Source organism: Rhodococcus sp. IEGM 1354, assembly GCF_030056855.1.
Classification (GTDB): Bacteria; Actinomycetota; Actinomycetes; order Mycobacteriales; family Mycobacteriaceae; genus Rhodococcoides.
On sequence record NZ_JASHKT010000001.1, the window covers coordinates 443247 to 469734 of the forward strand.

The 26488-nt window shown below is 64.7% G+C and carries 24 protein-coding genes; 15 read left to right on the top strand and 9 right to left on the bottom strand.

The features are described 5' to 3' along the window. Positions 1–6: 6 nt before the first annotated feature. Together QM588_RS02290 and QM588_RS02295 are read left to right on the top strand one after the other, a co-directional pair. Positions 7–858 carry a carbon-nitrogen hydrolase family protein gene (locus tag QM588_RS02290; protein WP_027495243.1) on the top strand — a complete coding sequence of 284 codons (852 nt, stop codon included), beginning with the start codon at positions 7–9 and terminating at the stop codon, positions 856–858. After that, on the top strand, positions 855–1916 hold the full coding sequence (locus tag QM588_RS02295; protein ID WP_283311184.1) for an MSMEG_0565 family glycosyltransferase: 1062 nt from the start codon (positions 855–857) through the stop codon (positions 1914–1916). The genes QM588_RS02290 and QM588_RS02295 overlap by 4 nt, the downstream gene beginning before the upstream one ends. Here QM588_RS02295 and QM588_RS02300 read toward each other — a convergent pair. From QM588_RS02300 to QM588_RS02310, 3 genes are read right to left on the bottom strand one after another with little or no spacing between them, the layout of a single operon-like run. Next, positions 1898–2929, bottom strand: coding sequence for an adenylate/guanylate cyclase domain-containing protein (locus QM588_RS02300; RefSeq protein ID WP_027495245.1), 1032 nt, complete (start codon positions 2927–2929; stop codon positions 1898–1900). The genes QM588_RS02295 and QM588_RS02300 overlap by 19 nt on opposite strands. Then, positions 2922–4349 carry an HAD-IB family hydrolase gene (locus QM588_RS02305; protein WP_283311185.1) on the bottom strand — a complete coding sequence of 476 codons (1428 nt, stop codon included), beginning with the start codon at positions 4347–4349 and terminating at the stop codon, positions 2922–2924. Before QM588_RS02305 ends, QM588_RS02300 begins: the two co-directional genes overlap by 8 nt. After that, a complete protein-coding gene (locus tag QM588_RS02310) occupies positions 4346–6643 on the bottom strand; it encodes a glycerol-3-phosphate 1-O-acyltransferase (RefSeq protein ID WP_283311187.1) in 2298 nt (765 codons plus the stop codon). Before QM588_RS02310 ends, QM588_RS02305 begins: the two co-directional genes overlap by 4 nt. A 326-nt stretch (positions 6644–6969) precedes the next feature. Between QM588_RS02310 and QM588_RS02315 the strand changes: the two genes are divergently transcribed. Then, positions 6970–7704: a DUF6319 family protein gene (locus QM588_RS02315; protein ID WP_283311189.1), complete on the top strand. Its 735-nt coding sequence runs from the start codon at positions 6970–6972 to the stop codon at positions 7702–7704. A 66-nt stretch (positions 7705–7770) separates the two neighbouring features. Beyond that, complete coding sequence (locus QM588_RS02320) at positions 7771–8427, top strand: serine protease (protein ID WP_283311190.1); 657 nt, start codon at positions 7771–7773, stop codon at positions 8425–8427. Between the two features lie 64 nt (positions 8428–8491). Here the strand turns inward: QM588_RS02320 and QM588_RS02325 are convergent, their stop codons facing one another. Beyond that, positions 8492–9112: a TetR/AcrR family transcriptional regulator gene (locus tag QM588_RS02325; RefSeq protein WP_283311191.1), complete on the bottom strand. Its 621-nt coding sequence runs from the start codon at positions 9110–9112 to the stop codon at positions 8492–8494. 183 nt (positions 9113–9295) lie between these two features. Here QM588_RS02325 and QM588_RS02330 point away from each other — a divergent pair, with 183 nt between their 5' ends. Further along, positions 9296–11269 (top strand): MFS transporter, encoded by a 1974-nt coding sequence (locus QM588_RS02330; RefSeq protein WP_442972850.1) that lies wholly within the window; start codon positions 9296–9298, stop codon positions 11267–11269. 176 nt (positions 11270–11445) lie between these two features. Here QM588_RS02330 and ilvD read toward each other — a convergent pair whose 3' ends face one another. Continuing rightward, positions 11446–13158 (bottom strand): dihydroxy-acid dehydratase, encoded by a 1713-nt coding sequence (gene ilvD / locus QM588_RS02335; RefSeq protein WP_283311196.1) that lies wholly within the window; start codon positions 13156–13158, stop codon positions 11446–11448. Positions 13159–13378: 220 nt separating this feature from the next. Between ilvD and QM588_RS02340 the strand changes: the two genes are divergently transcribed. The 6 genes from QM588_RS02340 to QM588_RS02365 all read left to right on the top strand — a co-directional run bounded on the left by QM588_RS02340 (position 13379) and on the right by QM588_RS02365 (position 17479). After that, the gene (locus tag QM588_RS02340) at positions 13379–14380 is read left to right on the top strand and encodes an Acg family FMN-binding oxidoreductase (RefSeq protein WP_283311197.1); all 1002 of its coding nucleotides are present in this window, start codon (positions 13379–13381) and stop codon (positions 14378–14380) included. Next, on the top strand, positions 14377–15258 hold the full coding sequence (locus tag QM588_RS02345) for a universal stress protein (protein WP_283311198.1): 882 nt from the start codon (positions 14377–14379) through the stop codon (positions 15256–15258). The genes QM588_RS02340 and QM588_RS02345 overlap by 4 nt, the downstream gene beginning before the upstream one ends. Beyond that, positions 15255–15722, top strand: a complete 468-nt coding sequence (locus QM588_RS02350) for a pyridoxamine 5'-phosphate oxidase family protein (protein ID WP_283311199.1) — start codon at positions 15255–15257, stop codon at positions 15720–15722. The genes QM588_RS02345 and QM588_RS02350 overlap by 4 nt, the downstream gene beginning before the upstream one ends. Before the next feature lie 105 nt (positions 15723–15827). After that, positions 15828–16100, top strand: coding sequence for a hypothetical protein (locus tag QM588_RS02355; protein WP_283311200.1), 273 nt, complete (start codon positions 15828–15830; stop codon positions 16098–16100). Between the two features lie 38 nt (positions 16101–16138). Next, the gene (locus QM588_RS02360; RefSeq protein ID WP_283311202.1) at positions 16139–16504 is read left to right on the top strand and encodes a hypothetical protein; all 366 of its coding nucleotides are present in this window, start codon (positions 16139–16141) and stop codon (positions 16502–16504) included. A 96-nt stretch (positions 16505–16600) separates the two neighbouring features. Beyond that, complete coding sequence (locus QM588_RS02365; protein ID WP_283311204.1) at positions 16601–17479, top strand: universal stress protein; 879 nt, start codon at positions 16601–16603, stop codon at positions 17477–17479. Positions 17480–17483: 4 nt separating this feature from the next. Here QM588_RS02365 and QM588_RS02370 read toward each other — a convergent pair whose 3' ends face one another. Together QM588_RS02370 and lppU are read right to left on the bottom strand one after the other, a co-directional pair. Beyond that, complete coding sequence (locus tag QM588_RS02370; protein WP_283311205.1) at positions 17484–18938, bottom strand: MFS transporter; 1455 nt, start codon at positions 18936–18938, stop codon at positions 17484–17486. After that, positions 18935–19537, bottom strand: a complete 603-nt coding sequence (lppU, locus tag QM588_RS02375; RefSeq protein WP_283311206.1) for an LppU family putative lipoprotein — start codon at positions 19535–19537, stop codon at positions 18935–18937. Before lppU ends, QM588_RS02370 begins: the two co-directional genes overlap by 4 nt. A 104-nt stretch (positions 19538–19641) precedes the next feature. Here lppU and QM588_RS02380 point away from each other — a divergent pair, with 104 nt between their 5' ends. Together QM588_RS02380 and QM588_RS02385 are read left to right on the top strand one after the other, a co-directional pair. After that, on the top strand, positions 19642–20691 hold the full coding sequence (locus QM588_RS02380) for an ATP-dependent DNA ligase (RefSeq protein ID WP_283311207.1): 1050 nt from the start codon (positions 19642–19644) through the stop codon (positions 20689–20691). A 2-nt stretch (positions 20692–20693) separates the two neighbouring features. Beyond that, the gene (locus QM588_RS02385) at positions 20694–21779 is read left to right on the top strand and encodes a DNA polymerase domain-containing protein (RefSeq protein ID WP_283311209.1); all 1086 of its coding nucleotides are present in this window, start codon (positions 20694–20696) and stop codon (positions 21777–21779) included. A gap of 85 nt (positions 21780–21864) precedes the next feature. Here the strand turns inward: QM588_RS02385 and nhaA are convergent, their stop codons facing one another. Continuing rightward, the gene (gene nhaA, locus QM588_RS02390; protein ID WP_283311210.1) at positions 21865–23721 is read right to left on the bottom strand and encodes a Na+/H+ antiporter NhaA; all 1857 of its coding nucleotides are present in this window, start codon (positions 23719–23721) and stop codon (positions 21865–21867) included. Positions 23722–23933: 212 nt separating this feature from the next. Here nhaA and QM588_RS02395 point away from each other — a divergent pair, with 212 nt between their 5' ends. Then, on the top strand, positions 23934–24956 hold the full coding sequence (locus QM588_RS02395; RefSeq protein ID WP_283311212.1) for a zinc-binding metallopeptidase family protein: 1023 nt from the start codon (positions 23934–23936) through the stop codon (positions 24954–24956). Between the two features lie 132 nt (positions 24957–25088). Next, complete coding sequence (locus tag QM588_RS02400; protein ID WP_135047844.1) at positions 25089–25829, top strand: GAF and ANTAR domain-containing protein; 741 nt, start codon at positions 25089–25091, stop codon at positions 25827–25829. A gap of 19 nt (positions 25830–25848) precedes the next feature. On the opposite strand, the gene QM588_RS02405 is transcribed toward QM588_RS02400, so the two are convergent. After that, positions 25849–26478: a class I SAM-dependent DNA methyltransferase gene (locus QM588_RS02405; protein WP_283311213.1), complete on the bottom strand. Its 630-nt coding sequence runs from the start codon at positions 26476–26478 to the stop codon at positions 25849–25851. Positions 26479–26488 lie beyond the last annotated feature (10 nt).

Below are 26488 nucleotides of genomic sequence, written 5' to 3' on the forward strand. Positions count from 1 at the left end.
CTCGACGTGGCTCCCATCAAGATCGGTGCTTTGGCAGCACATTTCGGCAGAGACGTCGATCGGGCCGTACTGAAGATCACGACCATCATCTCCAGTGCGGCCCGCGAGGGCATCGACCTCTTGGTGCTGCCCGACGCATCCCTCGGGGGTTACATCAACAGCCTGAGCAACCCGGACCCGTCCGAGTTGCCACCCACTCTCGATCCGGACGGTCCTGAGCTGGCTGCGATCATCGCTGCGGCGGGTGCGATGACGGTGTGTATCGGGTACACCGAACTGTCGAAGGGGCTGCGGTACAACGCTGCTGCGTGCCTGACGGGAGACGGGATTCTCGGTAGTCACCGCAAGGTGCATCAGCCGCTCGGGGAATCCTTGGCCTACGCAGCCGGCGATCGGTTCGAGGCCTTCGATACACCGGTCGGACGGATGGGCATGCTGATCGACTACGACAAGACGTTCCCGGAGTCGGCCCGCACGCTCGCATTGGACGGCGCGAGAATCATTGCGGCACTGTCGGCCTGGCCCGCCAGCGTCACCGATCGAGCCTCGTCGCTACCCAACGATCGGCAGTCCCGTCTGTTCGATCTGTACGACGCGGCACGCGCCGCCGAGAACCAGGTGGTGCTCGTCTCGTCCAACCAGACCGGGGTCATGGGATCGCTGCGCTTCCTCGGGCAGGCGAAGATCGTCGGGCCCGGTGGAGACGTGCTGGCCAAGACGTGGTCCAAGGGCGGTTTGGCCGTGCACGAGATCGACGTCGATGCCGAGGTGGATCGGGCCCGGAGAGGTCTGCATCACCTGGCCGAGCGACGCGTCGACGCCTACCCGAACTTGTTGCAGGAGAAGCCGGATCGATGAAGATTGCCCTGTTGACCTATTCGTCCAAACCGCGCGGCGGCGTGGTGCACACGTTGGCGCTGGCCGAAGCGCTGGCACGCGCCGGCCAGGATGTGTCGGTGTGGTCGTTGGGTCGCGGGGGCGACAGTGAGTTCTTCCGCAAGGTCGACCCAGCTGTCACCGTGCGGATGGTGCCGTTTTCTCACAGTGAGAACGAGAGCGTCGGCGAGCGGATTCTGCGATCGATAAGCGTTCTGCGGCAGGCCTTCACGCCCGGCGAGTACGACGTCGTCCATGCGCAGGACTGTATCTCGGCCAACGCCGTCGGCCGGTGCATCAGGACCATCCATCATTTGGACGAGTTCACCACACCCGAGCTCGCGGCATGTCACGAACGAGCGATCACCGCGCCGTACGCGCGAATCTGTGTATCGGCAGCGGTGGCGAGCGATGTGAACCGCGGTTGGGGACTCGAACCCACGGTCATCCCCAATGGGGTCGATGCCGAAAGGTTCTCGGCAGCTGCAGCATCGGGCAGAACGCACTGGCGGGACAAGCTCGGTAGGTACGTGCTCGCTGTCGGCGGTATCGAGCCACGCAAGGGCAGCCTCGATCTACTCGACGCCTTCGCCGGGCTGTCCGATCGCCACGTGCAACTGGTGTTCGCCGGCGGCGAGACCCTGTTCGACTACCGTGGCTATCGAGCCGAATTCGATCGTCGAGCAGTAGAACTGGGCATCGATCCGGTGATACTCGGAACCGTCGACGACGACGAACTGCCGCATCTCGTTGCACAGGCTGCGGTGTTGTCGTTCTTCTCCACCAAGGAAGGCTTCGGCCTGGCTGCGATGGAGGCGCTCGCCGCGTCGACTCCGGTGGTGGCGCGTGATCTGCCGGTACTGCGAGAAGTGTTCGGAGACAGCGTCACCTACGCATCGTCGGTGGAGACCATGACCAGCGAATTGGACCGTGCGTTGCACGAGCCGCACGATCCGTCACCGGGGCTGGCGCTGGCGCACAGCCTCACCTGGGACGAGGCTGCGCGTCGACACCTGGAGTTCTACTCCTCGCTACGCTGACCGGTTCGCTTGTTGCGTTTGAGCCGGTGAGGCTTGAGCTTGTGGAACCCTTTGACCCGTAGTGAGCGAACCGATTTGAGGTAGAACTCGGAGTCGTGGCGCAGTTCATCCGTCATGACGGTATCGACCAGGATCGTTCCGGGATTGGCCGAACTGGTCAGGCGCGCAGCGATATTGACCACCGACCCGTACAGGTCGCCGTACCGGGCCAGTACCGGGCCCCATGCCAGCCCGACCCGCAGGTCCGGCATGTCCTCCTGCTCGTCGAAGGCGTCCTGGAGGTCGAGGGCGATGTGGGCGGCATCCTCGGGGGTCTGCGCGCTGAACATCACCTCGTCGCCGACGTTCTTGATCACCGAACCGCGGCCTCGCGCAATGATATTGGTGGCCAGTGACTCGAACTCCTCGAGCAGCGTCGTCAACTCGCCGATGTCGAGTCGACGCGTCAGGCTCGTGTAGCCGACCATGTCGGCGAACCCGACGGCCATCGTGGGACTGTCGGCGGCGTCGTCGGGAGCGGCGATGGATCGACCGGCCGCTGCTGCCAGGTGGCGTCGCCACGTGTATCCCTGGAGCGCTTCGAGGGTGGGGACGGTTTCTGCGGCGATGGCACGGGCGTTCCGTCGAATCGCGTCGATGTCGTTCGTGTCTTCTTGGCTGTCGATGATGCGTTCGAGTATGTGAGAGTTCACAACGCCCACTTGCCATTCCGCGAGCCGGGACATCGACTGCCCGAGGGTGCGTGCGATCGCAACCTCCATCTCGGGCTTGATCACCTTCTGCGCGGTCAGTGCGGTGATCAGCTTCAGAGCTTCGAGATCGGCGTCGGTGTAGACGAGTGCGTCGGTATCGGTGTGGACGGGGAAGCCCATGCCGATCCACAGGGCAATGACCCGCTCGAGCGGAATCCCGGACTTCTCGACGATGTCGGCGCGGTTGTACTTGGGCTCGCCGCCCAATAGATTCCGCTCGATCTCCGTCTGTACTACCGAGTTGATCTGATTCTCAGGCATATCCCAACGTTCTGTCGAAGTAGGAACGGACGGCGTCCACGTACTCGTCGATCTTGTCGGGATCCCAGTCCGTGGTGGGAATGGGCTCGCCGACGGTGACCTTGACCGTACCGGAGTGAACGGTGAAGTCCTTCTTCCACATCACGTCGCCGGCGTTGTGAATGACTATCGGAACGATCGGCACGCCGGCCTGCATCGCCAGGTGAAAGCCGCCCTTCTTGAATGGGCCGAGACGGGACGTCGGCATGCGAGTGCCCTCGGGGGCGATGGCGACGGAGATGCCACTGTGCAGTTTTTCGATCGCGGGTCGCATGGCCTCTCGCGCTTGCGCAGGATCGCCGCGATCGACATAGGCGACGTCGAAGATCCTGCCCAGCAATGCGAAGCGCGGGTCGCGTTCGAGTTCGCGCTTGGCGACGGCGGTGATGTCGCGTCGCAGGATGGAAGTCACGATGATCGAGTCGGCGGTGCTCTGATGGTTGAACATGAAGACGGCCGGTCGGGCCGACCAGGCATTTTCCGTTCCGGTGACGTCGAGCTTGACCCCGGCGAGGGTCAGCGCGATGTCCGGGGCGATGGTGCTGGTGATGTTGGCACCGGTGCGGCGACTGCGGGTGAGCAATCCAAGTCCGAGCCCGATCGACGCACTCGCGAGGACCGATCCGAGTGCCGCCGTGCTGCGTACCGCCGACGTCAGATCCGTGCCGCGCTTCGGGCTTTCCAGCGTCAGCGCGGGCCAGTTCTTCTTTGCGGCATAGCGCGCGAGATCAGGATCGGGATTGAGGGCGACGGGTCGGCCGACGGACTCGAGCAGCGGCACGTCCTCGCCACCGTTCGAGTATGCGAAACAGCCTGCCAGAGCGATGCCTTCACGTTCGGCGTAGTCGATCGCCGCCTGCGCTTTGCGGGGTCCCCAGAGCGAATCTCCGACGAGCTCACCGGTGAGAATTCCGTCGGTGACCACCGGAGTCGTGCACAGCAACTCCTCGAACATCATGTCCTGTTGCACCGGCAGTGCCTGGTACGGCGTGGCCGAGGTGGCCATCACCAGGCGATGCCCAGCGTGCCGGTGAGCCTCGACGAGAGCACGGGCCTGCGGGTAGATCATCGGCGCGATCTCGTTGCGGAACAGGGTGTACGCCTGTTCCATCAGGTCGTCCTCGCGACGGCCTTCGAGGCCGCGGACGGCCTTGCCCATCAGATTGTCGACGGGGGAGTTGCGCATCCGCATCTCCACGACGGCACTGGAGATCTCCCACAGTTCCTTGACCGTGACGTCGAGGGTCTTGAGGCGTTCGAGAAACACTGCGCGAGCGGAGAATCCGTTGATCAGGGTGCCGTCGAGATCGAAGAAGGCGATGGTGTCTCGGCCGGGTGGGGCGGCGGCGATCGCTATGAGTCGATCGTCGAAGTCGGTCATGGATTGTTCTCCTCGGGGGCAGAGATCGGTTCCACCTCACGGAGCATTCGGTGCGCCATGTCCCGGATGGTACGTACCTTGCGGGCCCATTCGTCGATCTCCAGCGCGAAGTCCCTGCGGCGGCGGGCGATGCCGTCCGAACTGGAATCGATGAGGTCACGGTTTTCGGCCAGTTGCAGTGCAGTGTCGAACAATTCGCCCGAGATGGACTCACTGTGATCGAGCTGCTGGCGTAGCCGCCTGGCCTGGGCAGCGCCGAGGCATTCCGTGATGAACGTCGGTTTGTCGAATTCTCCGCTCTGCGGCAGCAGCATCAGCTGGTCGGCCACTACCTGGTAGGCCTCGAAGATCGGTTGCAGTACGCGGTGTGCCAGGTGCAGATCCTGCGATTGAAGCTGTCGCGCAGCATAATCGGGGTCACTGATGCTGGTGCGCCAGTCCGGGTCGATGAGATCGACCTCGGATTCGAGACGCTCCCCGAAGTCCTTCTTGTCGCCGAAGAAGAACTCGAACTTGAGCAGATCTCGCAGTTGCAGCGCCGACGTCCACAGCGATTCCTGAGTCAGCGGCGTCGAGTCACCCTCGGTCGGTAGCACCACCAGCTCTCCGATGGCGCGCATCACGAAGAAGTGAATGGCGTTGTTGCGGAAGAACGCTGCCACGAGATGCTTGTCCTGCGCCAGGTAGAACAGCGGCTCGGGGCCGTCGTCGAAACGTTTGACGACGTTGGCGTTGACCTGTGCGATGACGGCCGAGCGGACGACGTCGACGTCGGCGATGTCCACCCCGCCCGCAGTGGGTAGGTTTCGGCGCTTGATGTAGCGGGCCAACGGGGCGATGATGGCCCACATCTCGTTGACGTTGAGGGCGCGATCCTCGATGCCCAACAGCGCCATCGTGACCAGTGCTGCCGGGGTCACCGGCGTCGCATCGTTGATCGCATGGGAGACACCGAGGGCAATCTTCTGCACCGCGACACGCTTGTCGGTGTTCTCGGCGACGATCGACGCCACCGACATCGGCTCGCCGAAGTTCAGATAGACGTTGCCGCGCAACGTGCCCTGCGCGCGGATGTACCCGATGGCCATGCGAATGCCCTCGGCTTGCTTCTTCGCCCCGTGCGATTCTTCGGCCATCGCGCCGACTTCGTGCAGTCGGTCGTAGGTGATGGACGTCGGAATCAGATAGACGTCCTCCGCGTCGCTCGATTCGAGGGCGTCGACGAGGTAGGTCAGCAGACCGAACCGCGGCGGGCGGAGCTTTCCGGTGCGGCTGCGTCCTCCCTCGATGTACCACTCGAGGTTGAACCGCTTGCTGAGCAGAAAACTCATGTATTGACGCAGCGTCCATTTGTAGATCGCGTCCGAGAACTTGCGCTGAATGAGCACCACGCCACTGCGTTTGGCTATCGGGCCCAACGGCCAGAAGCCGACGTTGATGCCGCCCATGACGTGATTGAGCGGCAGTCCCTCGGCGAGAAGCGCGGGACGCAGCACGAGTGGGTCGAGGTAGGAGCGGTGATTGGGTAGGAACACCAACGGATAGTTCTTGTTGAGTTCGCGAACCTTCTGCAGCTGATCGCGATCGACGTCGACCTTGTACGCCCGCGAGAAGTACGCTCCGAGGGTGCCCCACATCTCGACGGCGCGCCTGGTCTCGGTCGCCACCATCTCGCCGAGGATGTCCTGAACCCTCTTGTCGACGGTGTCGCGATCCTGGCCGACCTGGTCCGCGAGCTCGGTGATGCCGTCCCGAAACTTCTTCTGCTCCGTCATGTCCTCGACGACGAACCGCGGAATCTTGTACTCCGAGCCGATGACGCCGCGTTCGGCCTTGTCCAGTGCGAGACTCGCCTGCCGCAGGATGAACGACGACAACGACGTGCCCCCGCCGCGCTCGAACCGCTCCTGCAGATCGCTCAGGGTGGCGGGTTCGCCGACGAGTACTGCGGAGTGATCGGGGTCGTCGTTGGCCACCCACCGCTGCCACACCCGTGTCGGCTTCGAGCGGCCTCTCGGGGCGAAGATGCGATGCAGAATGCCGGTGCTGCGATCGGTCAACGTGACCCGCAGCGGAATGAGCAGCGGATCGTCGGCGTACCCGCGGACGGTGTCCGACAGTGATGTCCTGGCCTCACCGGACAGAACGACGGACGGGGGCCGACGTTCTCCGTCCGGGGTGGTGGCGTCGATCCACTGATTCAGGGCCTGAACCTCGAGAGTGCTTCTGGCATCGAGCAAGTACACGTGCGGACCGTCGCTGAGCGATTGCTGGTCCGCGTCGAGGTGGTACATCGAAGCTCCTGTTCCGTACCTGCGCGAGAAGGTACGCCGTCAGGCTACGCGGGAGAAACCCGGCGCGAGGGCGGTTCGGCGAGGTGGTCGACGGCACTCGACGGGCGCTCGAACGGCCGGTCGGTTAGAGTCGTGTCATCGGCCTTCTCTGGCCAAGCCTCCTTGGTGTTAATCACAGTAACTGTTACTTAGGGTTACAGTTACTCAGGGTTACGCATACTTCGGATCGACGTCATCCTCGCGACCGATACTCGATGCGGTGCCGCCTGTGTGCGTGAATCTGTGCGACAGTATTCGCAAACACTTTCGAGAAAGGCCGGTAGTCGATGCCACCCCGTGGGCGCGCCGTGAACGATTCGCTGACTCCCGAGAACCTGACGACGCTGGCAGCTGCGCTCGCCGAGGGGCGTCGCGCCACCGTGTATCTTCGTGAGCCGAATCCGAGCCTCGGTCTGCCCGACGGTACGTCGGCAAAGGTGGTGTCCATCGACGGCAACACCGTCACCATCAGCCCGAAGGGCGTCAACGACGAACTGCCCTACGAGGCCGAGGAGCTGCGCATCACCCGCAACCCGGCCACCCCACCCGCACCGGCCAAGCGCATCCCCGCCAAGAAGACGGCATCGGCCGCGCCGGCGACGAAGCCGGTCGCTGCTCCCGAGCCGGTCTCTGCTTCGACCACGGCTCCGACATCGAACGCCGCTCCGAAGTCGGTACCCGCGACCGCCGTTGCTGCCAAGCCGGGGACTGCGTCGACCGGCTCGGTCCCACGTCGTCCTAAGAAAGCGCCGGGCGGAGTGAGCGTGACCATTCATGCCGGTGCCGACAACGATTGGTCGGTCACCGTCACGCAGGGCGCGAAGAGGCCCACCAAGGCGCAGCCGGTGAGCCCGGAAGCGGTCGGTCGGGCCGTTCGTGAACTGGGCGATGTCACTGCACGCGATGCGGTCGAGGCTGTTATCTCCCATGCACGTGAGGAAGCGGCACGCCGAGTCGCAGAACTGAGTCGTCAGCTCGAGGAAGCTCGGACGACTCTTGCGGCCCTCGAGCAGGACGTATGAGCGACTAGCTCGTGTTACGACACGTTCTGTTGCTAGGGTTCTGCCGACACCGCTGAGAGGGAGTACATGTTCAAGAAATTCATGCTCGTCGTCGTGGGGGCGGCTGCAATCGTAGCCAGCGTCGGCGTGGGGACCGCATCTGCGGCCGCTCCCGCAGCTCTCGGCGGTGGGTCCGGAATCATCGTCGGAGGCCAGGCGGAGTGCACGCTGACGACGATCGGCAACGACCGCAACGGAAATCTCGTCGGCTTCACCGCCGGCCACTGCGGCCGCGCGGGTGACTCCATCGTTCCCGAATACGACACCTCGCTCGGTGAGGTCGGCACGATCGCGTTCTCCAATCCGGAGTACGACTACGCCCTCATCCAGTTCCAGCGCGACCGGGTTGCCCCGATCAGCCGTGTCGGCAACGTGACCATCTCGCAGGTGGGCCCGCCCACCGCATTCCCGAACATCGTCTGCAAGGAAGGCCGCACCACCGGCAACACCTGCGGCCTGGCGTACGGCGACATTCTGCAGTCGCAGGAAACCTGGGCGCAGCTGTGCGTCGTCGAAGGCGACTCGGGTAGTCCGGTCGTCGTCGGCAACACGCTCGTCGGCATGGTGAACGCGTACCTCGGTGTGGCCTGCTTCGGCCCCGAGGTCGGCACCAACTTCGATGCGATTCTTCGCAACGTCGATCAGGGCAACGGACTCGGCGCAGGGTTCGTACCCGCCCCCTGACCCGCACTGGTAGACCGATGTCCCGTCGGCGCAATAACATTGCGCAGGCGGGACATTCGTCGTTTCAGGGGTGGGATCCGGCTGGTGCGTCCGCGGCACGGACGCCGCTCACGATGCGTTCGGCTTCGTCCGGTGCGATTCCGAGCAGTACCAGACTCGACGTGGTGGCCACACCCGTAGGGTCGGTGAGCAGCCCGGCATTGGTGGCCTCGAGGATCGACAGCGCGATAGCCTCGATGTTGAGAATCAGCACCTCGGCCGGCAGATAGGTGGAGAACACACCCTCGCGCTGTCCGCGTCGAATGACAGCCGCAGCCGACTCCCGCATCGGTCCCAACAGGTCGTGAAGACCGTTGTGCCCCAGGTCGGTACGCGCAACCGCAAGTAGTAGTCGGTACTGTTCTCCGACGCGTGCCAGCGCCAACGTCTGTCGCACGAACACGGTGACGGCGGATTCGTCGACGGCCGGATCGCGGTCGAGCGCGGCCGAGATGCGTTCTGCGGCTTCGAGTGCGATGCCGTCGATCAGGGCTTCGCGAGAGGCGAAGTGCGAGTACACCGTTCGCCGGACCACCCCGGCCGCGGCCGCGACGTCGTTGATGGTCGCGTCCGGGTTGTTCGCCAACACCCCCTGCGCGACATCGAGAATTCGCGCTCTGTTGGAGCGGGCGTCACTTCGCTGCACGGGCGATCGGGCTGTCCGTGCGCTCGGTCTCGACTCCGTCGTCTTCGGCACACGTCCACTTCTAGCACGATCGCGCCGACGCAGTGTGGTTGCCGCCACAAAAGATTGCCGATCCTAGCGCGGTTTTCTTAAGCTGCACAGCACTGTGCAAGGTGTGTCGCACTTTGCCAACGGGGGGAACACATGACACTGCTTGCGATGACACCTGTCCAAGAAATGCACAAACCCTATGCCCGACGCTGGGCGGCCTTGGTGGTGTTGTGCCTGAGCCTGCTGATCGTGGTCATGGCGAACACGTCCCTGCTCGTCGCCGCGCCGTCGATGACGATGGATCTGGGCTTGACCAGCAGTGATCTTCAATGGGTGATCGACGGATACACCGTCCCGTACGCGTCGTTGATGCTGTTGTGCGGAGTGATCGGCGACCGGTACAGCCGACGCGGCGCGCTGATCATCGGACTGATCATCTTCGTGGCGGGGTCGGTGGCGGGGGCGCTGACCGATGCCACGCTCGGCGTGATCCTGGCTCGAATCGTCATGGGCGTGGCTGCCGCGATCGTCATGCCTGCGACGTTGTCTCTGCTGGTGGCCACATTCCCCAAGCGTGAGCGGGCCACAGCCGTCACTGTGTGGGCGGCCACGTCCGGCCTCGCCATCGCCGCCGGGCCGTTGCTGGCCGGGTGGCTTCTCGAGAGCTTCACGTGGAGTTCGACATTTCTGATCAACGTCCCGATTGCGCTGGCCGCCATAGCCGGAGCCGTCGTACTCGTCCCGCCGTCGCGAGCCGTGGATGCCGGTGCGATCGATTGGATCGGCGGGTTGCTGTCTGTTCTGGCCGTCTCGACCATCGTCTACTCCATCATCGAGGGCATGCACTTCGGCTGGACCGTCGGGCCGCTGTACTTCGGCCTCGTCGGACTGCTGTCGGTGTTGGGTTTCGTGGGCTGGGAACTACGGCACCCCAATCCATTGCTGGACGTGCGGATGTTCTCCTCGCGTGTCCTCGGGGGTGCCACCCTTGCGGTACTGGTGTTCTTCCTGGTGACGTTCGGGGCGATCTACTTCGTGGCGCAGTACCTCCAGTTCGCTCTCGGGTACGGCCCGGTCTCCACCGGAGTGCATCTGCTGCCGCTGGCCGGCGCAGTGTTCGTCGGGTCCGGAATCACGATGTGGCTGACCCCCAAGATGGGGCCGCGTGTCACCGTCATCGCAGGGATGATCGTGGGCACGCTGTCGGTCGTCTCCCTCGTCGGAATCGATTCGACGGCAACGTATGTCGACTTCTTACCCGTACTGACGCTGCTCGGACTCGCCATCGGACTGTCCGTCTCGCCCTGCACCGATGCGATCATGGGTGAGTTCCCGGACGACAAGCTCGGTGTCGGCGGCGGCCTGAACGACACTGCACTCGAACTGGGCGGGTCTCTCGGCATCGCTGTGTTGGGTTCGGTTCTGGCGGCGTCGTATCGACAGGGAATCGAGGGGTTTCTGCAGACCTTCCCCGGTAAGCAACCCAACGGCCAGTACACCGGTCAGGCCGCAGAAGGGCTTGCGGCATCGCAGGATTCGCTGGCCGGTGCGGTGATCGTCTCCGACATCATTCGCGAGCAGAATGCATTTCTGAGCGGTTTCGCCGACAATCTCGAAGCGAATGCCATCTCTGCCTTCGGCAGTGCAGTCGTGCACACCAGTGTCGTTGCGGCCGTGGTATTCGGGACCGGAACCGTGATCGTGGCATTCCTCATCCCGGCCAAGAACAAGGCACTCGCGTCGTCGTCGGAGATGATCGCGTTCGAGCCGATCGTGCCCTTCGTTGCGCCGCCGGCCACGAGCGCAGCGGCTGTCCGTGAGGTCGCCGAGCTCGAGCAGCTACTCGAACGCCCGTCGGCAGCCAAGCCCGAACCGAGTACGCCGCGTGTACCGCGAACACCGAAGCCACACAACGCTGCCGCGCCGGCACTGGTCGACGCCGAACTCGAACGCCCCAGCATCTACCAGTTGGCGCTCGAACTCGGCGAACTGCCCGTCGTACCCACACCGCCGGACGTGGAGCCGACCGAACCGTTGCAGACCTTCTACCAACGAGCCAGCCGACAACACGCGACGTGCACCGAGATGAACGAACGCTCGAGCCCTATCTGGGCCATGCCGTTGTAGACCTCCCGAACGCGTGAATGGACCACTGCACTGTCCAGACGTATGCAATGGTCCATTCACGCGCGAACGGTATCGGTGTCAATGGACCACTGCACTGTCCAGACGTATGCAATGGTCCATTCACGCGGACACCGGGGCTGGGGCCGGGGGCTGGGGCCGGGGGCTAGGGCGGGTGGCTAGATCAGCACCGCACCGTTCGATGCCGAACCGACCAGCTTCGAGTATTTGGCCAGCACTCCGCGGGTGTAGCGCGGAGGTAGCGGTGCCCAACCCTCCTGGCGTGCTTGCATTTCGGCTGCATCGACGAGAACGTCGAGGGTGCCCTTGCCGACGTCGAGTCGGATCTGGTCGCCGTCGCGGACGAAGGCAATGGGGCCGCCGTCGACCGCTTCGGGTGCCACGTGTCCGACGCAGAGGCCGGTGGTTCCGCCGGAGAATCGTCCGTCGGTGAGCAGCAGGACGTCCTTGCCCAGGCCCGCGCCCTTGATGGCTCCGGTGATCGCGAGCATTTCGCGCATTCCGGGTCCGCCCTTGGGTCCCTCGTAGCGGATGACGACGACGTCGCCTGCCGCGATGGTGCCGTCTTCGAGAGCATCCATGGCCGCGCGTTCACGCTCGAAAACTCGTGCGGTACCGACGAATACGTCGGAATCGAAACCGGCGGACTTGACGACGGCTCCGCCCGGGGCGAGTGATCCTTCGAGAATGGTGATGCCGCCGGTCGGGTGGATCGGCTTGTCCAGTGCGCGCAGCACTTTGCCGTCTGGGTCCGGGGGAGCGATGTGAGCGAGGTTCTCCGCCACGGTCTTTCCGGTGACGGTCATGCAGTCGCCGTGCATGAGGCCGGCGTCGAGCAGCGCCTTCATGACTACGGGGACACCGCCGATGGCGTCGACGTCGGTCATGACGTGCTTGCCGAAGGGCTTGACGTCGGCAAGGTGCGGAACTTTCGCTCCGACGCGGGTGAAGTCGGCCAGAGTCAGTTCGACCTGGGCTTCGTGCGCGATGGCCAGCAGGTGCAGCACGGCGTTGGTGGATCCACCGAAAGCCATGACGACGGCGATCGCGTTCTCGAAGGCTTCCTTGGTGAGGATGTCGCTGGTGCGGATGCCGCGTCGCAGCAATTCGACGACGGCCTCGCCGCTGGCGTGTGCGAAGCCGTCCCGGCGACGATCCGGTGCCGGCGGAGAAGCGCTGCCGGGCAACGACATCCCCATGGCCTCGGCGGCGCTGGCCATGGTGTTCGCGGTGTACATGCCGCCGCAGGCACCTTCGCCGGGGCAGATGGCGCGTTCGATGGTGTCGACGTCGGCGCGCGACATCAGTCCGCGCGAGCAGGCACCGACGGCTTCGAAGGCGTCGATGATCGTCACCTGGTGTTCGCTGCCGTCGGACAGGGTGGCGAAACCGGGCAGGGTGGATCCGGCGTAGAGGAAGACGCTGGCGAGGTCGAGACGCGCGGCAGCCATCAACATTCCGGGCAGCGACTTGTCGCAACCGGCGAGCAGCACGGAGCCGTCGAGACGTTCGGCGCTGATGACGGTTTCGACGCTGTCGGCGATGACCTCACGCGAGACCAACGAGAAGTGCATGCCCTCGTGGCCCATCGAGATGCCGTCGGACACCGAAATGGTGCCGAATTCCAACGGATACCCGCCGGCCGCGTGGACGCCTTTCTTGACTTCCTTCGCCAGTCGTTCGAGCGAGAGGTTGCAGGGAGTGATCTCGTTCCACGACGACGCGACGCCGATCTGGGACTTGACCCAGTCTTCGTCGCCCATCCCGACGGCGCGGAGCATGCCGCGGGCGGCAGTCTTCTCCAGCCCGTCGGTGACGTCCCGGCTGCGTGGCTTGACGTCGACTTCGGGTGGATTGTGCGGGGTCGTCATGACACTCCTGAACGGTCGGCGATGGTGGCTCCTCGGTCGCGTCCTCAGGTTCCGCCCCGAGTCGCATTCACCGTCAACACTAAACCTGTGGCGCCGCGCCCTTTCGGCATGCACCGGAATGCCCTCCATCGAGTGACGAACGGCCCTGTCGAGCACCGCGACCTCGGGGCGACAGTGGGGACGGATCCACCGCATCGCGGTGGGAGGTCGAGGAGAGACGATGAACGATCAGCCGGATACGGCCGTGGTGGAAATGCTGGTGGAGCTCGCGTGTCGCGCGCCGTCGGTGCACAACAGCCAGCCGTGGAGGTGGACGTACTCCGAACACGGACTCGATCTGTACACCGACACCTCCCGCGTGCTGGGGGTGATCGACCCGACCGAACGGCAGATGGTGATGAGCTGCGGGGCTGCGTTGGACCATCTCGAGAAGGCTGCCGCGGCGTTTCGGTGGAAGACCGAGGTCGACCTGTTGCCCGCCCCGGGCACGCCGGATCATCTTGCTCGTATCCGCCTCGTGCACGACGCGCATCCTCGGTCGCGTGAGTTCGACATGTTGAGTGCGATCAATCGTCGGCACTCGGATCGTCGGGCGTTCGGACCGGTGCCGACCGATCGTGTTCTGACGCGGTATCTCGGTCGGCAGCAGTACGGCACCGAGATGACCGTCTTGTCGGCAGAGTCGAAACAGACGTTGGCGAGGGCCTCGACGCTGAGCGCGGGCATCCGGAAGTACGACGCGACGTACCAGGCCGAGATCAGATGGTGGGCCGGGCATTCGTTCCGCTCCGGAGGAATTCCGCCCGAGGCGCTGACGACCCGCGCGGACTCGTCGAGGGTCCAGGTGGGGCGAGCATTCCCCGAACCGCACCGCGTCGGCACGGTGGTTCCGCGGGAGACGGTCGAAGACGAATCCTCGGTGGTGCTGCTCGGCACACCGTCGGACGAACGACTGGATTGGCTGAACTGTGGCCGGGCCATGTCGTCGTTTCTCTTGGCAGCGACCGCGGACGGCTTGGCGACGTGCCCGTTGACTCACATGACCGAGCAGGCCGGGAGCAGGCGTCTCGTCCAGTCGCTGGCACCGCACATCGGCATGGCACAGGTGCTCATTCGAGTCGGTACACCGATGATCGGCAGCCCGGCACCTCGAACCCCACGACATGCGGTGGCGTCGGTGCTGTCTGCTCCCGCACGCGCAACGAACAGGAGACGATCGTGATTCTCGCAGCACATCAGAAAATCGTGGTGGGGGTGGATGGTTCGGCCGGCAGTATCGGCGCTGCGCTCTGGGCGGCGACACTGGCAGAAAGGGTGGACTCTCCCCTGCTCATCGCCACTGCAGTACAGCAGCCTGTGATCTACATGGGCGAGCCCGCAGCGGTCGTGCCGAAGGAGGTGTGGGACGAGCAGCGCCGAGCGTCCGAACACATGGTGACCGACGTCGCTGCCGCAGTGCTGGCCCGTCATCCGGACCTTGCCGTCTCCACCTCGGTGGAGGAGGCGACGGCGTGCACGATGATGGTCGAACTCTCCTCCACCGCGCGGATGCTCGTCGTCGGCAATTCGGGTTCCGGTCCGATCGTGTCCGCATTGTTCGGCAGTACGGCGCAGGAGACCTCGAACGCGGCCCTGTGCCCGGTGATCGTGTGGCGGGAGGGCGACGCCGGCTTCGACGCGCCGGTCCTCGTCGGTATCGACGGAAGTGCAACGAGTGAGGCGGCCGTCGAGCAGGCCTTCGATCTGGCCTCGTTGTTCGGTGTATCGATGATCGCCGCGCTCGCCTGGAACTCGTGGTCCCACGGTGCGGTGCTCTCCCCGCCGGGGCCGCATGACAGCATCGAGATCGAGCGTGAGCAGCAGATGCTGCTCTCCGAATGTCTGGCCGGATGGGCCGAGAAATATCCGGATGTCAGTGTCGAACATGTGGTGCGACAGGGTAACCCGGCGCATCTCCTTGTCGATCTGTCCAAGCGAGCCGGCCTCGTGATGGTCGGCAGTCACGGGCGAGGAGTGGTTGCCCGAGCACTGTTCGGATCGACCAGTAGCAACCTCACCCGCCACGCCCACTGCCCGGTGATGATCTGCAGAGACCGATGACCAACCGCACCGTACCGAATCGTGTGCGCGGAAGTGATGATCGTCGACGAGTTCTGGACTCCAACAACGCTCATCGGCTTGCGCAACGGGCGACCGTCGCCCGGCTGATCGGCCATGACCACTTCGGGCCCACCATCGACCCGGTCTCCATCGTGTGGAGCGGTAGTCGGGTGTATTTCTACGCCGAGGGGCGGTCGCGGTTGGGGTGGAGTGCGCTCGATTCCTCGGTCGTCCTGGAAGTGGACGCCGAGGACGACGCTCACCTGACCGTATCGACTGTCGTAATTCACGGAATCGCCCGCGCGGTCGTGGATGCTCGACGCGAAGTCCTCGAACAGCTACTGCCCCGGCCGCATTCGGACGGCCCACCCATGCACCGACTCGTCGAAGTCATCCCGACCTCGGTGTCGGGCGTCGAGCTGATGCGCGGACCGACGGTGGGCGAGATGGATTCACGAGGGTGAAGGCCGGGCCTCATGGCGGCAGCATCGGGACTTTCGACCCTGCCGTCGACATCGAGAATTCGGCAATGTCGGTTCTACCGATTCGTCGACTTCGAGGAGTTCGAGATGAAGCAGCAAGTACACGACGGACACGACGGGCAGGCCGTGTTGGCCGAGGCCGAAAATGTTCTCGCCGAAGTGCTACTGGTGTGTGGCGTCGCCGCGGTAGGCCTGTTCTTGACGTTGCTCGCGTCCGGTGTGACCGGCTGGGCTGCGGTCAGCGGAGGTGCGGCAGCAGCGATGTTCGTGATGGCCGCAGTGAGCCTTCGTGCAGGGCAGCACGCCGCGCACAGGTCCCATGCGCCTTCGGGTTCCGATTCTGTCGCGGGGTCGATGTGACGCCCGGCCGTGAGCCCGCGAGAGCAGCAACAACGAGGATGACCGACAGCGAAAGACCGCAGGTGCCGGGCTCGATGCGGGTCGATTCCGACTCCGTGGTCGTCGAGATTCCGACCCGATCGGCACCGATGGTGTTTCCGGTGACCACTGCATCGATCGACGGTGTCGTCCATTCGGTGGTGATCGCGGAGTACGGGCCTCTCAGCGGAGTCTCGCCCGACGGACACATCCTCAGAACAGCCGTGCTCGATCGGTGGCCGGACGCACGAGTGTTCGAGCGGCGCAGCACGGGTGAGCGAGGTGCAGACCCGCGCGGCTACGAGAGTTTCTACGTCGAATTGGAGCCGAGCGGTTGCCGAACCGACATCGATCTCGACGAGGTGTCCGCGCTCTTCGGCCGCTGACCGGAGGCGAACGCGGACTGCCGATTCGACCGCACTGCAACCCATCACGTCATGGCGACTGTGCCGTGACCGTCGACATCGAGACAGGAAGATCACATGAGTAATTCCATCGCCCGCACACTTCCCATCGTCGTGGGTATCGACGGCTCGGCCGAGGCCGAGGCTGCAGCCCGATGGGCCGGCACCTACGCGGACAAGGTCCACGCGACCGTACGTCTCGTTCATGCAGTTCCCGTGGGGGATTGGTATGGGTCGGCGGCATTCGTCGACGGTGGCGCGCTGGAGAGGGATCTTCGCGCCATGGGCCGCAAACACCTCGTCCGAGCAGAGGCAGAAGTACGCGTCGCCGCACACGGGGTGTCCGTGGACACCGTCAGTGTGGACGGCACCATAGCGTCGTACGTGGCCGACGTAGGAGCAGACATGGTCGTGCTGGGATCCAGGAAGTCGAGCGCGATCCGCGACCTGACCCTCGGTAGCAACACGCTGCGCGTCATGACGCACGCCCAGTGTCCGGTGTTGTTGCTCCGCAACGAAAACGACAAGGCCGACGTGGTCCGTCCGATAGTGGTCGGGATCGACGGCAGCGAACAGTCCGATCGAGCGCTGGGTGCCGCGCTCGAGATGGCCGACAACCTGGGCGCACCCGTGATCGCAGTCAACTACTGGGGGTTCGCGGCTCAGGCCGGCATCGGGATGAGCGCCGGCTACATCGACTGGCAAGCGGTGCAGGAAGACGAGAAGCGTTGGCTGGACACGCATGTGGAGAAGATGCACGAGAAGTATCCGGCTGTGCAGCTCACGACCGTGAGTGCCCAATCGAGCCCGACGCGAGGCTTGCGAGCGCTGTCTGCGTCGGCATCGATGCTCGTGGTCGGGTGCCGAGGTAGAGGTGCCCTCCGCGGTGCGATCCTGGGGTCGGTCAGTCAGAACCTCGTGCACCATGCCGAATGCTCGGTGTTGATCGTGCGGTGAGCAGTCAGTCGACGCTGCGTCTGTCGACCGGTGGGGCACCCAGATCGCAGTGCGGTGGGCAGTCGGAGGTGTCGCCAGTGCTCCTTATCAGCGCAGCCGCGATGACTGCGCCGAGTACCAAGAGCCCGGCGCACATCAGCATCGCCGAGTGGAACCCGGACGAGAACACCTGCGGCGCAGAGTAATCGGACCCGGCAATGCCGGCCAACGCGGGCAGCGCAGCAACGGCGAGCAGTTGACTGGTTCTGGCGACAGCATTGTTGACGCCCGATGCGATTCCGGCGCGGTCGTCCGGTGCTGCGCTCAGGACGGCTCCGGTCAACGGGGCCACCAGAGCGGACAGGCCGAGGCCGAACACGACGACGGCGGGGAGAACATCGGCGACATAGGTGGATCCGGGCTCGATGCGCAGCATCAGCAGCAGTCCTGCCGCCGACAGCAGCGGCCCGACCGTCATCGGGATGCGCGGGCCGATGCGCCCCGCGAGCCGGCCCGCACGGGCCGACAGTACGAGCATCAGCACGGTGATCGGAATGGTGGCCAATCCGGCTGCGACAGGGGAGAACCCGACCGCGAACTGCAGCTGCAACACCAGCAGGAAGAACACCCCGCCGAGCGCCGCATACACGGCGAAGGTCACGAGATTGGCCGCCAGGAACACGCGCGACACGAACAGCGACGGCGGTACCAGCGGATCGTGGGTGCGGCGCTCGATCACCACGAACATTCCGGCCGCGACGATCCCCAACGCGAGCGCAAGAACGTGGGACTCGATCAGACCGTACGTGAGCAGGCCGAGGGCGGCGGCGACCGTCACCGCGCCCGGTACGTCGAGGCGACCGGCAGCGTGCGGATCACGGCTCTCCGGAACATGTTTCATCGCCACCCACACGACCACCACGGCCAGCGGGACATTGATCAGGAACACTGCGCGCCAGCCGACGGCGTCGACGAGCCAGCCGCCGAGCAGTGGACCGATCGCCGACGCCACTCCGCCCAACCCCGACCACAGCCCGATCGCGGCTCCGCGATCGTCGGATCTGATGGACGCCGAGATCAGCGCGAGCGAACCCGGGGTCAGCAGTGCCGCGCCGATGCCTTGGAGCAGCCTCGCGGCGATCAACACCTCGATGCTGGGGGCAAGACCGCACAGGACCGAGGCCGCCGTGAACCAGACGGTGCCCCAGACGAACACCCGCCTGCGTCCGAGCCGGTCACCGAGCGAGCCGCCGAGCAGGATCAGCGACGCCAGCGCCAACGTGTAACCGCTGAGCGTCCACTGCAGTCCGGTGACACCCGATCCCAGATCCCGACCGATCGCCGGGAGCGCGATGTTGACCACGGTGGCGTCGAGCATCGCCAGAGAAGACCCGAGCACGGTGGCTGCGACGATCCATCGGCCCCGCGCACTGGACAGAGAAATGGCTACATCGGGCCGCTCTGCAGGCTGCTCGGTCACAACTTCTCGACGCAGACGACGAAGTTGCGGGAGTCCTTCTCGAATCCGTACAACGCGGGGTCGGGGCAGTCGTCGACCGACGTGGTGCCCTGCAGGATGGTCACCACCCGGCGGGTGTCGGCACCCGGGGTGGCGCAGTCGACGCGTTGCGCGAACTCGCCCACCAGGTCCATGCAGCCGCCGACGATCCAGTCGATGTCGAGGCACAAGGCCCCTTGCTCGATGTCGAAGTACGTCTCGTAGTAGTACTGATCGGCGTCGGGCGGGCATTCGGCCGAGGTCGGAGTCTTGGCGAACACGACGTAGTTGGACTGCGGGGATCCGCAGGTCGCATTGGCCACGGTTGCGTTCTCGACCGTCCCACCGAGTTCGACGCACTGGCCGATCTCGACGTCGATGTCGACGCTGCCGCCCTCGTCGATGTCAGGGGTCGGGGAACTGGTGGTGGTGCGAGGCGGTGTCGTAGTGGTGGGAATGCTGGCACCGGAGATGGCGACGGCGGTCCCGGATACCTCCGCGGCGCATCCGGTCAGTAGCACCGCCGCGCAGGCGGACAGAGCGACGACGAAAGCGCGGACCGAACGAGTGGGTGACGCCATGGTGAGTCCTGCTCTCGACGAAAGAAGCGTGCTGGGTGCATCGACCGTATGTGTGTAGAAAATATCGGACTCGGTTGTCGGCCGCATGAGGCAGGATGAACTGCGTGGATCTTCCTCTCGCCGTTCCGGTTGCGCCGATGCTCGCCAAAGCCGCGAAAGTGGTGCCTCCTCAGCCCGAGGACGGGCCGTCGGTGTGGTCGTACGAGCCCAAATGGGACGGGTTTCGCGCCATCGTGTTCCGCGACGGTGACGAGGTGGTGCTGGGATCGCGCGGCGGCAAGGACCTCGCTCGCTATTTTCCCGAGCTCGTCGAGGCCGTCAAGGCCGAACTACCAGAGAAGATCGTGATCGACGGAGAGATCGTGGTGCCGCGCGAGAAGAACGGTTCCACGCGCCTGGACTGGGAGTCGTTGTCCGAGCGCATCCATCCCGCGGCGAGCCGAGTGACGATGTTGGCGGAGAAGACGCCGGCGCAGTTCATCGGCTTCGATCTGTTGGCCGTCGGCGACGAGGATCTGACGGGTGAGCCGTTCTCGACGCGGCGGGCACGGTTGCTCGACGCGGTGGGCACGGGCGGGCCGAGTTGCTTCGTCACCTCGGCCACCGACGACGCGGCCGTGGCCGAGGACTGGTTCGAACGGTTCGAGGGAGCAGGCCTCGACGGCGTCGTAGCGAAGAAGCTCGACGGGCCGTATCTGCCCAACAAGCGCGAGATGATCAAGATCAAGCATGCTCGTACTGCCGACTGCGTGTTGATCGGCTATCGAATTCACAAGTCCGGCAACGGTATCGGATCGCTACTGCTCGGCCTCTACGATGGTGACGATCTCAGGATGATCGGCGGCGCATCGGCGTTCACCGACAAGCGCAGGCTCGAACTGCTGGAAGAACTCGAGCCGCTCCGACTCGGCGAGGACGTCACGTACGACGGCGAGGCGACGCGTTGGAATTCGTCCAACGATCGCAATTGGATTCCGGTGCGCATCGAGCGGGTCATCGAAGTGGCCTACGACCAGATGGAAGGTGCGCGGCTGCGACACGTGGCCAGGTTCCTGCGCTGGCGACCGGATCGAGACCCTCGCTCGTGTGCCTACGATCAACTCGAGGTGCCGGTGCGCTACGACGTCGCCGATGTGATTGCGGGGGGACGATAACCATGGCCGCCAAAACACCACCGGCGTTCGTGCAGGCGGGCGAGCGCGAAGTGCGAGTGTCGAGTCCCGACCGCGTTATCTACGAAGCGACCGAACGCACCCCGGACATCACCAAACTCCAGGTGTGCGAGTACTTCGCCGCCGTCGGCGAGCCGTTGATGCGGGCCATCGGCGACCGCCCGACCGCGATGGAGAGGTGGCCCGACGGCTACCGCGAGGGCATGCGATTGGCGCTCGGCCCACAGGACAAGGAGGGCGACGGTTTCTATCAGAAGCGGTTGCCCAAGGGTGCGCCCGAGTGGATCGAGACGGTGAAGATCGCGTTCCCCAGCAAGCGCACTGCCGAGGAACTGTGCCCCTCCGAAACTGCATCTCTGGTGTGGGCAGCGCAGATGGGCACCCTGACCTTTCACCCGTGGCCGGTGCGGCGACCGGCCGTGGACCATCCCGACGAGCTGCGTCTCGATCTCGATCCCCAGCCCGGGACGACATTCGCCGACGCACTTCGCGTCGCCGACGTGACGCGAGAGCTGTTGGAAGAGTTGGGCTTACACGGCTATCCGAAGACCAGCGGCAATCGCGGCATTCACATCTACGTGCGCATCGAGCCCGAGTACACGTTCGAGCAGGTGCGCCATGCGGCCATCGGTCTGGGCCGCGAACTCGAACGCCGCGACGACGGGGTGACCACCAACTGGTGGAAAGAGGAACGCGGAGAACGCATCTTCATCGATTACAACCAGAACAATCGCGACCGGACGATCGCCAGCGCATGGAGCCTGCGAGCTCGGCCGGGCGCACCCGTCAGTACGCCGATGACGTGGTCGCAGTTGGCGGACGTCACCGATCCGCGTGAGTACAACCTCGTCACAGTGCCGCAACTGGTGCAGGACGGCGACCCGTGGGCCGGCATGGACAAGAAGGCCTACTCACTGGAACCGCTTCTCCACCTGTGGGAAACACTGCCGGGCGGTGAGCTGAACTTCCCGCCCGACTACCCCAAGATGCCGGGCGAACCACCCCGAGTGCAGCCGTCGAAGAAAGTCGCCGAGCATTGGGATGCGGAGGGAAACCGCACCGAGAGTTGACAGAGCCGGGCAAGGTTGCACACTTAGAAGCCGTATCGACGGAATCCGGTCGATCTAGCCGTGTTCTGTGCAACCCTGCCCGCGCTCACATGGATTCGAGTTCCCGGATCAGCGTCGCCGCGTCGTACGGGCCCACGTGGCGGGTGAGGTTCTTGTCGCCGCGACCCAGGTAGAACGTCGGAGTGCCGCCCACGTCGGAGGACGTGGCGTCGAGTTCGTCGTCCTCGACGCGCACCACGTAGTCGCCGGTGCGGATGTCGTCCTCGAATCTGTCCATGTCGAGGCCGAGTTCGCGTGCGTACCCGTCGATGTCGTCGGGTTCGAGGGCGTCGCTGTTGCGGAACAACACGTCGGCCATCTCCCAGAACTTGCCCTGCGCTGCGGCGGCCTCGCTGGCGTACGCGGCGTAGCGGGCATGGGGGTGGTAGTCGTCGAGCGGTAGGTGCCGGTAGACGTACCGGAGGTCGTCACCGAAATGCTTGCGTACCTCGGCGACGCTGCCGGTTGCCTTGCTGCAGAACGGGCATTCGAAATCTGCGTATTCGACGATCGTCAGCGGAGCGTCGACGGGCCCGCGGATGTGATCGCGCTTGGCGCTGACCGGCCGCAGAATGCGTAGCGATGCTTCGGCTTTCGGCGGGTGGATCTTCGCGTCGATGCGGAACAGAATCCAGCCGAGCAGGGCAGCGATGACCGACGCCGCCAGCACACCGACGCGGGCCTCGTCGGCCAGCAGCGGATCGTCGAGCGCGAGATCGATGATGAACAGCGAGATCGTGAACCCGATTCCGGACATCGCGGCACCACCCGCGATGTGCGACATGGTCAGGCCCGGAGCCAGAGCCGAGGGCCGCAACTTCGCGAAAATGGCCGAGGCTCCGGTGATTCCGACGAGCTTGCCGAGGACGAGACCGGCGATGATGCCCCAGGTGAGCGTCGACGTCGATGCAGCTTTCAGGGTCTCGGAGCTCAGCACCACTCCCGCGTTGGCGAGCGCGAAGATCGGCACGATGATGAACGCGGTGTACGGCTGATACAGGCGCATCAGTCTCTCGTTGACCGAGACGGCTTGATCCAGGCCGAGTCTCGCGGCTCGGGCGTATTCGGGATTCGGCGATTGACGGAAGGCGCGGGTGAGGTCCGATGCTCGTTCCACCTCGGAGCGACGCGGCGGGTACACCGGAAGAATCAGAGCGATCATCACGCCGGCCAGCGTGGGGTGAACGCCCGATTCGTACATCGCGACCCACGTGAACAACGCGACGACGAAGTACCCGACACCGCGCCACACCTCGAGCCGACGCAGTAGGAAGATCAGTCCGAGCCCGATGAACGCCAACACCAGCGGCACCACGTCGAGATCGTCGGTGTAGAAGAACGCGATGATCGCCAGCGCGCCCACGTCGTCGGCCACGGCCAGCGTCAACAAGAAGATCCGCAGCCGCGCGGCCTTCTTCGGGCCGAGCACCGCGAGGGCACCGAGCAGGAACGCGGTATCGGTGGAAATGACCACGCCCCAGGCCTGGGCGGCGGGGCCGGAGGGGTTGAAGGCGAGGAACAGCAGCGCGGGTGCGGCCAGGCCGGCGAGTGCAGCCACGATGGGGATCGCCGCGCGAGATCTGTCGGTGAGCTCACCCATCGCGAACTCGCGTTTGACCTCGAGACCGACGACGAAGAAGAACAGCGCCATCAGCCCGTCGTTGACCCAGTGGGCAAGGTCGAGGGAGATGCCGTGCTCACCCACGGTGATCGACAGCTCGGTGTGCCAGAACGACTGATAGGTGTCACCGAGTGGTGAGTTCGCCCAGATCAGGGCGATCGACGTGGCCGCCAGCAGGAAGCCCGCGGCCAAGGTTTCACTGTTCTTCTCGCCGCGAGCCCGCGAGATCCGTTCGACGAATCGTGCCATCGGCCGGTCCGTCGGCGTGATCTGATCTGCCATCTGCAGCCCGGGTCCTTCCTCGGAGGTGTTGTGAAGCAGTCTGTACCAACACGGCGGTCGACGCTTTACTTCCACGCAGGTCAGTAACGTGGATGGTTCTCTTGCCGGGAAGCGTTGGCGAAGAGATGTGCACGACATATTCGGCGAACGGCATTAGTCCGCCGAGAATCGGGAATACGAGCCCGACTCACCCCTGCCACTAAGGAACATCCATGCGTGATTTCATCTGCCGCAAGTGCGGACAGAAGCTGTCGTTCGAGAACTCACTGTGTCTGAGCTGCTCGAGCGCACTCGGCTTCCATCTGCCGAGCAGAGCCCTCCTGGTGCTCCCGGACAAGGAAGACGGCATCGCCGAGGCCGAGGTGGACGGTGCCATCTGGAAGACGTGCGCCAATCTCAACACCGCACGCTGCAACTGGCTGGTCGACGCATCCGATTCCGACGACCTCTGCCTGTCCTGCCGGCTGACGCGGACTCGCCCGGCCGACGACGACCTGGACGCGATGGCCGCCTACGCGGACGCGGAGACCAACAAGCGTCGCGTCATCCTCGAGCTCACCGAGCTGGGCCTCCCGATCGTCGGCCGGGACGAGGACGCGTCCACGGGTCTGATGTTCGATCTGCTCTCCAGTGCCAACCAACAGGTGATGACCGGGCACAACAACGGTCTGATCACCCTGGACCTCGCCGAGGGCGACGACGTACACCGCGAGCAGCTCCGCGTGGAGATGTCGGAGCCCTACCGCACGCTGGTCGGGCACTTCCGTCACGAGATCGGCCATTACTACCAGATGGTGCTGGTCGGAGACGGTGAACACCGCGCGGCGTTCGAGGAACTGTTCGGCGATCCGGATTCGAGCTACCAGGATGCGCTCGACCGCCACTACAGCGAAGGTGCACCGGAGGGCTGGGAGGACACCTACGTCTCGTCCTACGCCACCATGCACCCCGCCGAGGATTGGGCGGAGACCTTCGCCCACTACCTGCACATCCGCGACACCCTCGACACGGCTGCGGCCTTCGGAATGGCTCCGGCCGGATCCACCCTCGAAAGCCCGTTGCCGGGCGAGGTCGGCTTCGATCAGATCATCGACTGGTGGCTGCCGTTGTCATGGGCGCTCAACCAGATCAACCGATCGATGGGTCACCAGGACCTGTACCCGTTCGTGCTGCCGGCGACCGTCGTGAAGAAGATCGGCTTCGTGCACTCTCTGGTGGCACCGAGCGCACTGTGAGCCTCGCTCACGGTCGTTGAGCTCAGCGCCCAGGGGCGTATCCTGTGTTGTCGGCATCCGCCGATACCGGGTACGCCCCTGTGCAGTAGCGGGCAGAGTGTAGTAGCGGGCAGAGTGCAGCAGTAGGACGAGGTGACCACCATCAGCGAGCAGACACTGAACGCGTCGGGCGCCATCCCGCGGGTTACCGACTTCCAGCTGAGTCGACGGTTGGCCGAGGTGGCCGAGAAGCTGCGCCGTCAGCATTCCGATCCTGATCGCGTACTGGCCATGATCACCGAGGCTGCGGTCGCTCAGGTTCCCAATGCCGAGTACGCATCCATCACGACGGTCATGCAGGGCAAGTTCGTGCACAGCGCCGCTCTGTCAGGAGAAGTTGCCGGGCACTGCGACAAGATCCAGGAGCAGCTGGGCGAGGGGCCCTGCCTCGAGTCGGCGATCGAACAGACGACCATCCGCATCGACGACATGGACAGCGAGACCCGCTGGCCACAGTTCACCGATGCAGCGTCTGCGCTCGGGGTCAAGAGCATGATCTGCTTTCAGCTCTACGTCGAAGGGTTCAACTTCGGCGCACTCAACCTGCATTCGACGCGAACCCGCGCATTCTCGGCCGAGGCCGAATCCATCGGCTCGTTGTTCGCTGCGCACGCGGCCATCGCGTTCTCCAGCGCCCGGGAAGAACAACAGATCAGGGCCGCGCTGACGAGCCGGGACCTGATCGGGCAGGCCAAGGGCATGCTGATGGAACGCTACAACCTCAATTCGCAAGCGGCATTCGCGTTGCTGGCCAAGCTTTCTCAGGACACCAACGTCAAGCTGGCCGATCTCGCCGTGCAGTTGGTCGACGACGCGGCGAAGTCCACCGAATAGCGCCCCCGGGCCTCGGGCTTCATCGCACGTCGAGCCCGTCGGTGCTGGCAACCGATACGGCGGGAACATCGGTGGCGATGAACACCTCGATCCGAACGTCCTCGTCCAGATAGCGGCTCAGTGCGGCCAGTCCCGTTGTGGCAGCGATGATCTCGTGAACCTGGTCGCCCGAGATGGGATAGTCCTCCACGTCGTGACGCCAATGCGCGGCCACCAGTGTGCCTCCGGCCTCCAACCGGCCGACGATGCGGCTCATGGCGGCCGCCAGGTCCTCGGCGTCGAGGTAATAGCCCACCTCGCTGACGACGATCAGATCGAACTTCTCCTGGGGGTTCGGCAGCGCCGATACGTCGTCGGAGAGGGACCACAGTGCGAAATCGACTGCAGCACTCTCGCCTACGCGCGCTCGAGCCGTATCCAGTGCGCTCTGCACCACGTCTGTCGACACCAGATGCTCGCAGCGGGCAGCGAGCTGTTCGGTGAGCACGCCGATGGAGCAACCGGGTTCGAGGCCGCGTCGATAGTGCGGTTTCGGCAACGATGCCAGGGTGAGGGCATACTTGCGACGCTCGTACCACTTGCTGTCGAGCATGAACGGATCCTCGTGCGCGGCATACACATCGCGGAAGTATTCCGGACTCAAGCTCATGCGGACAGCC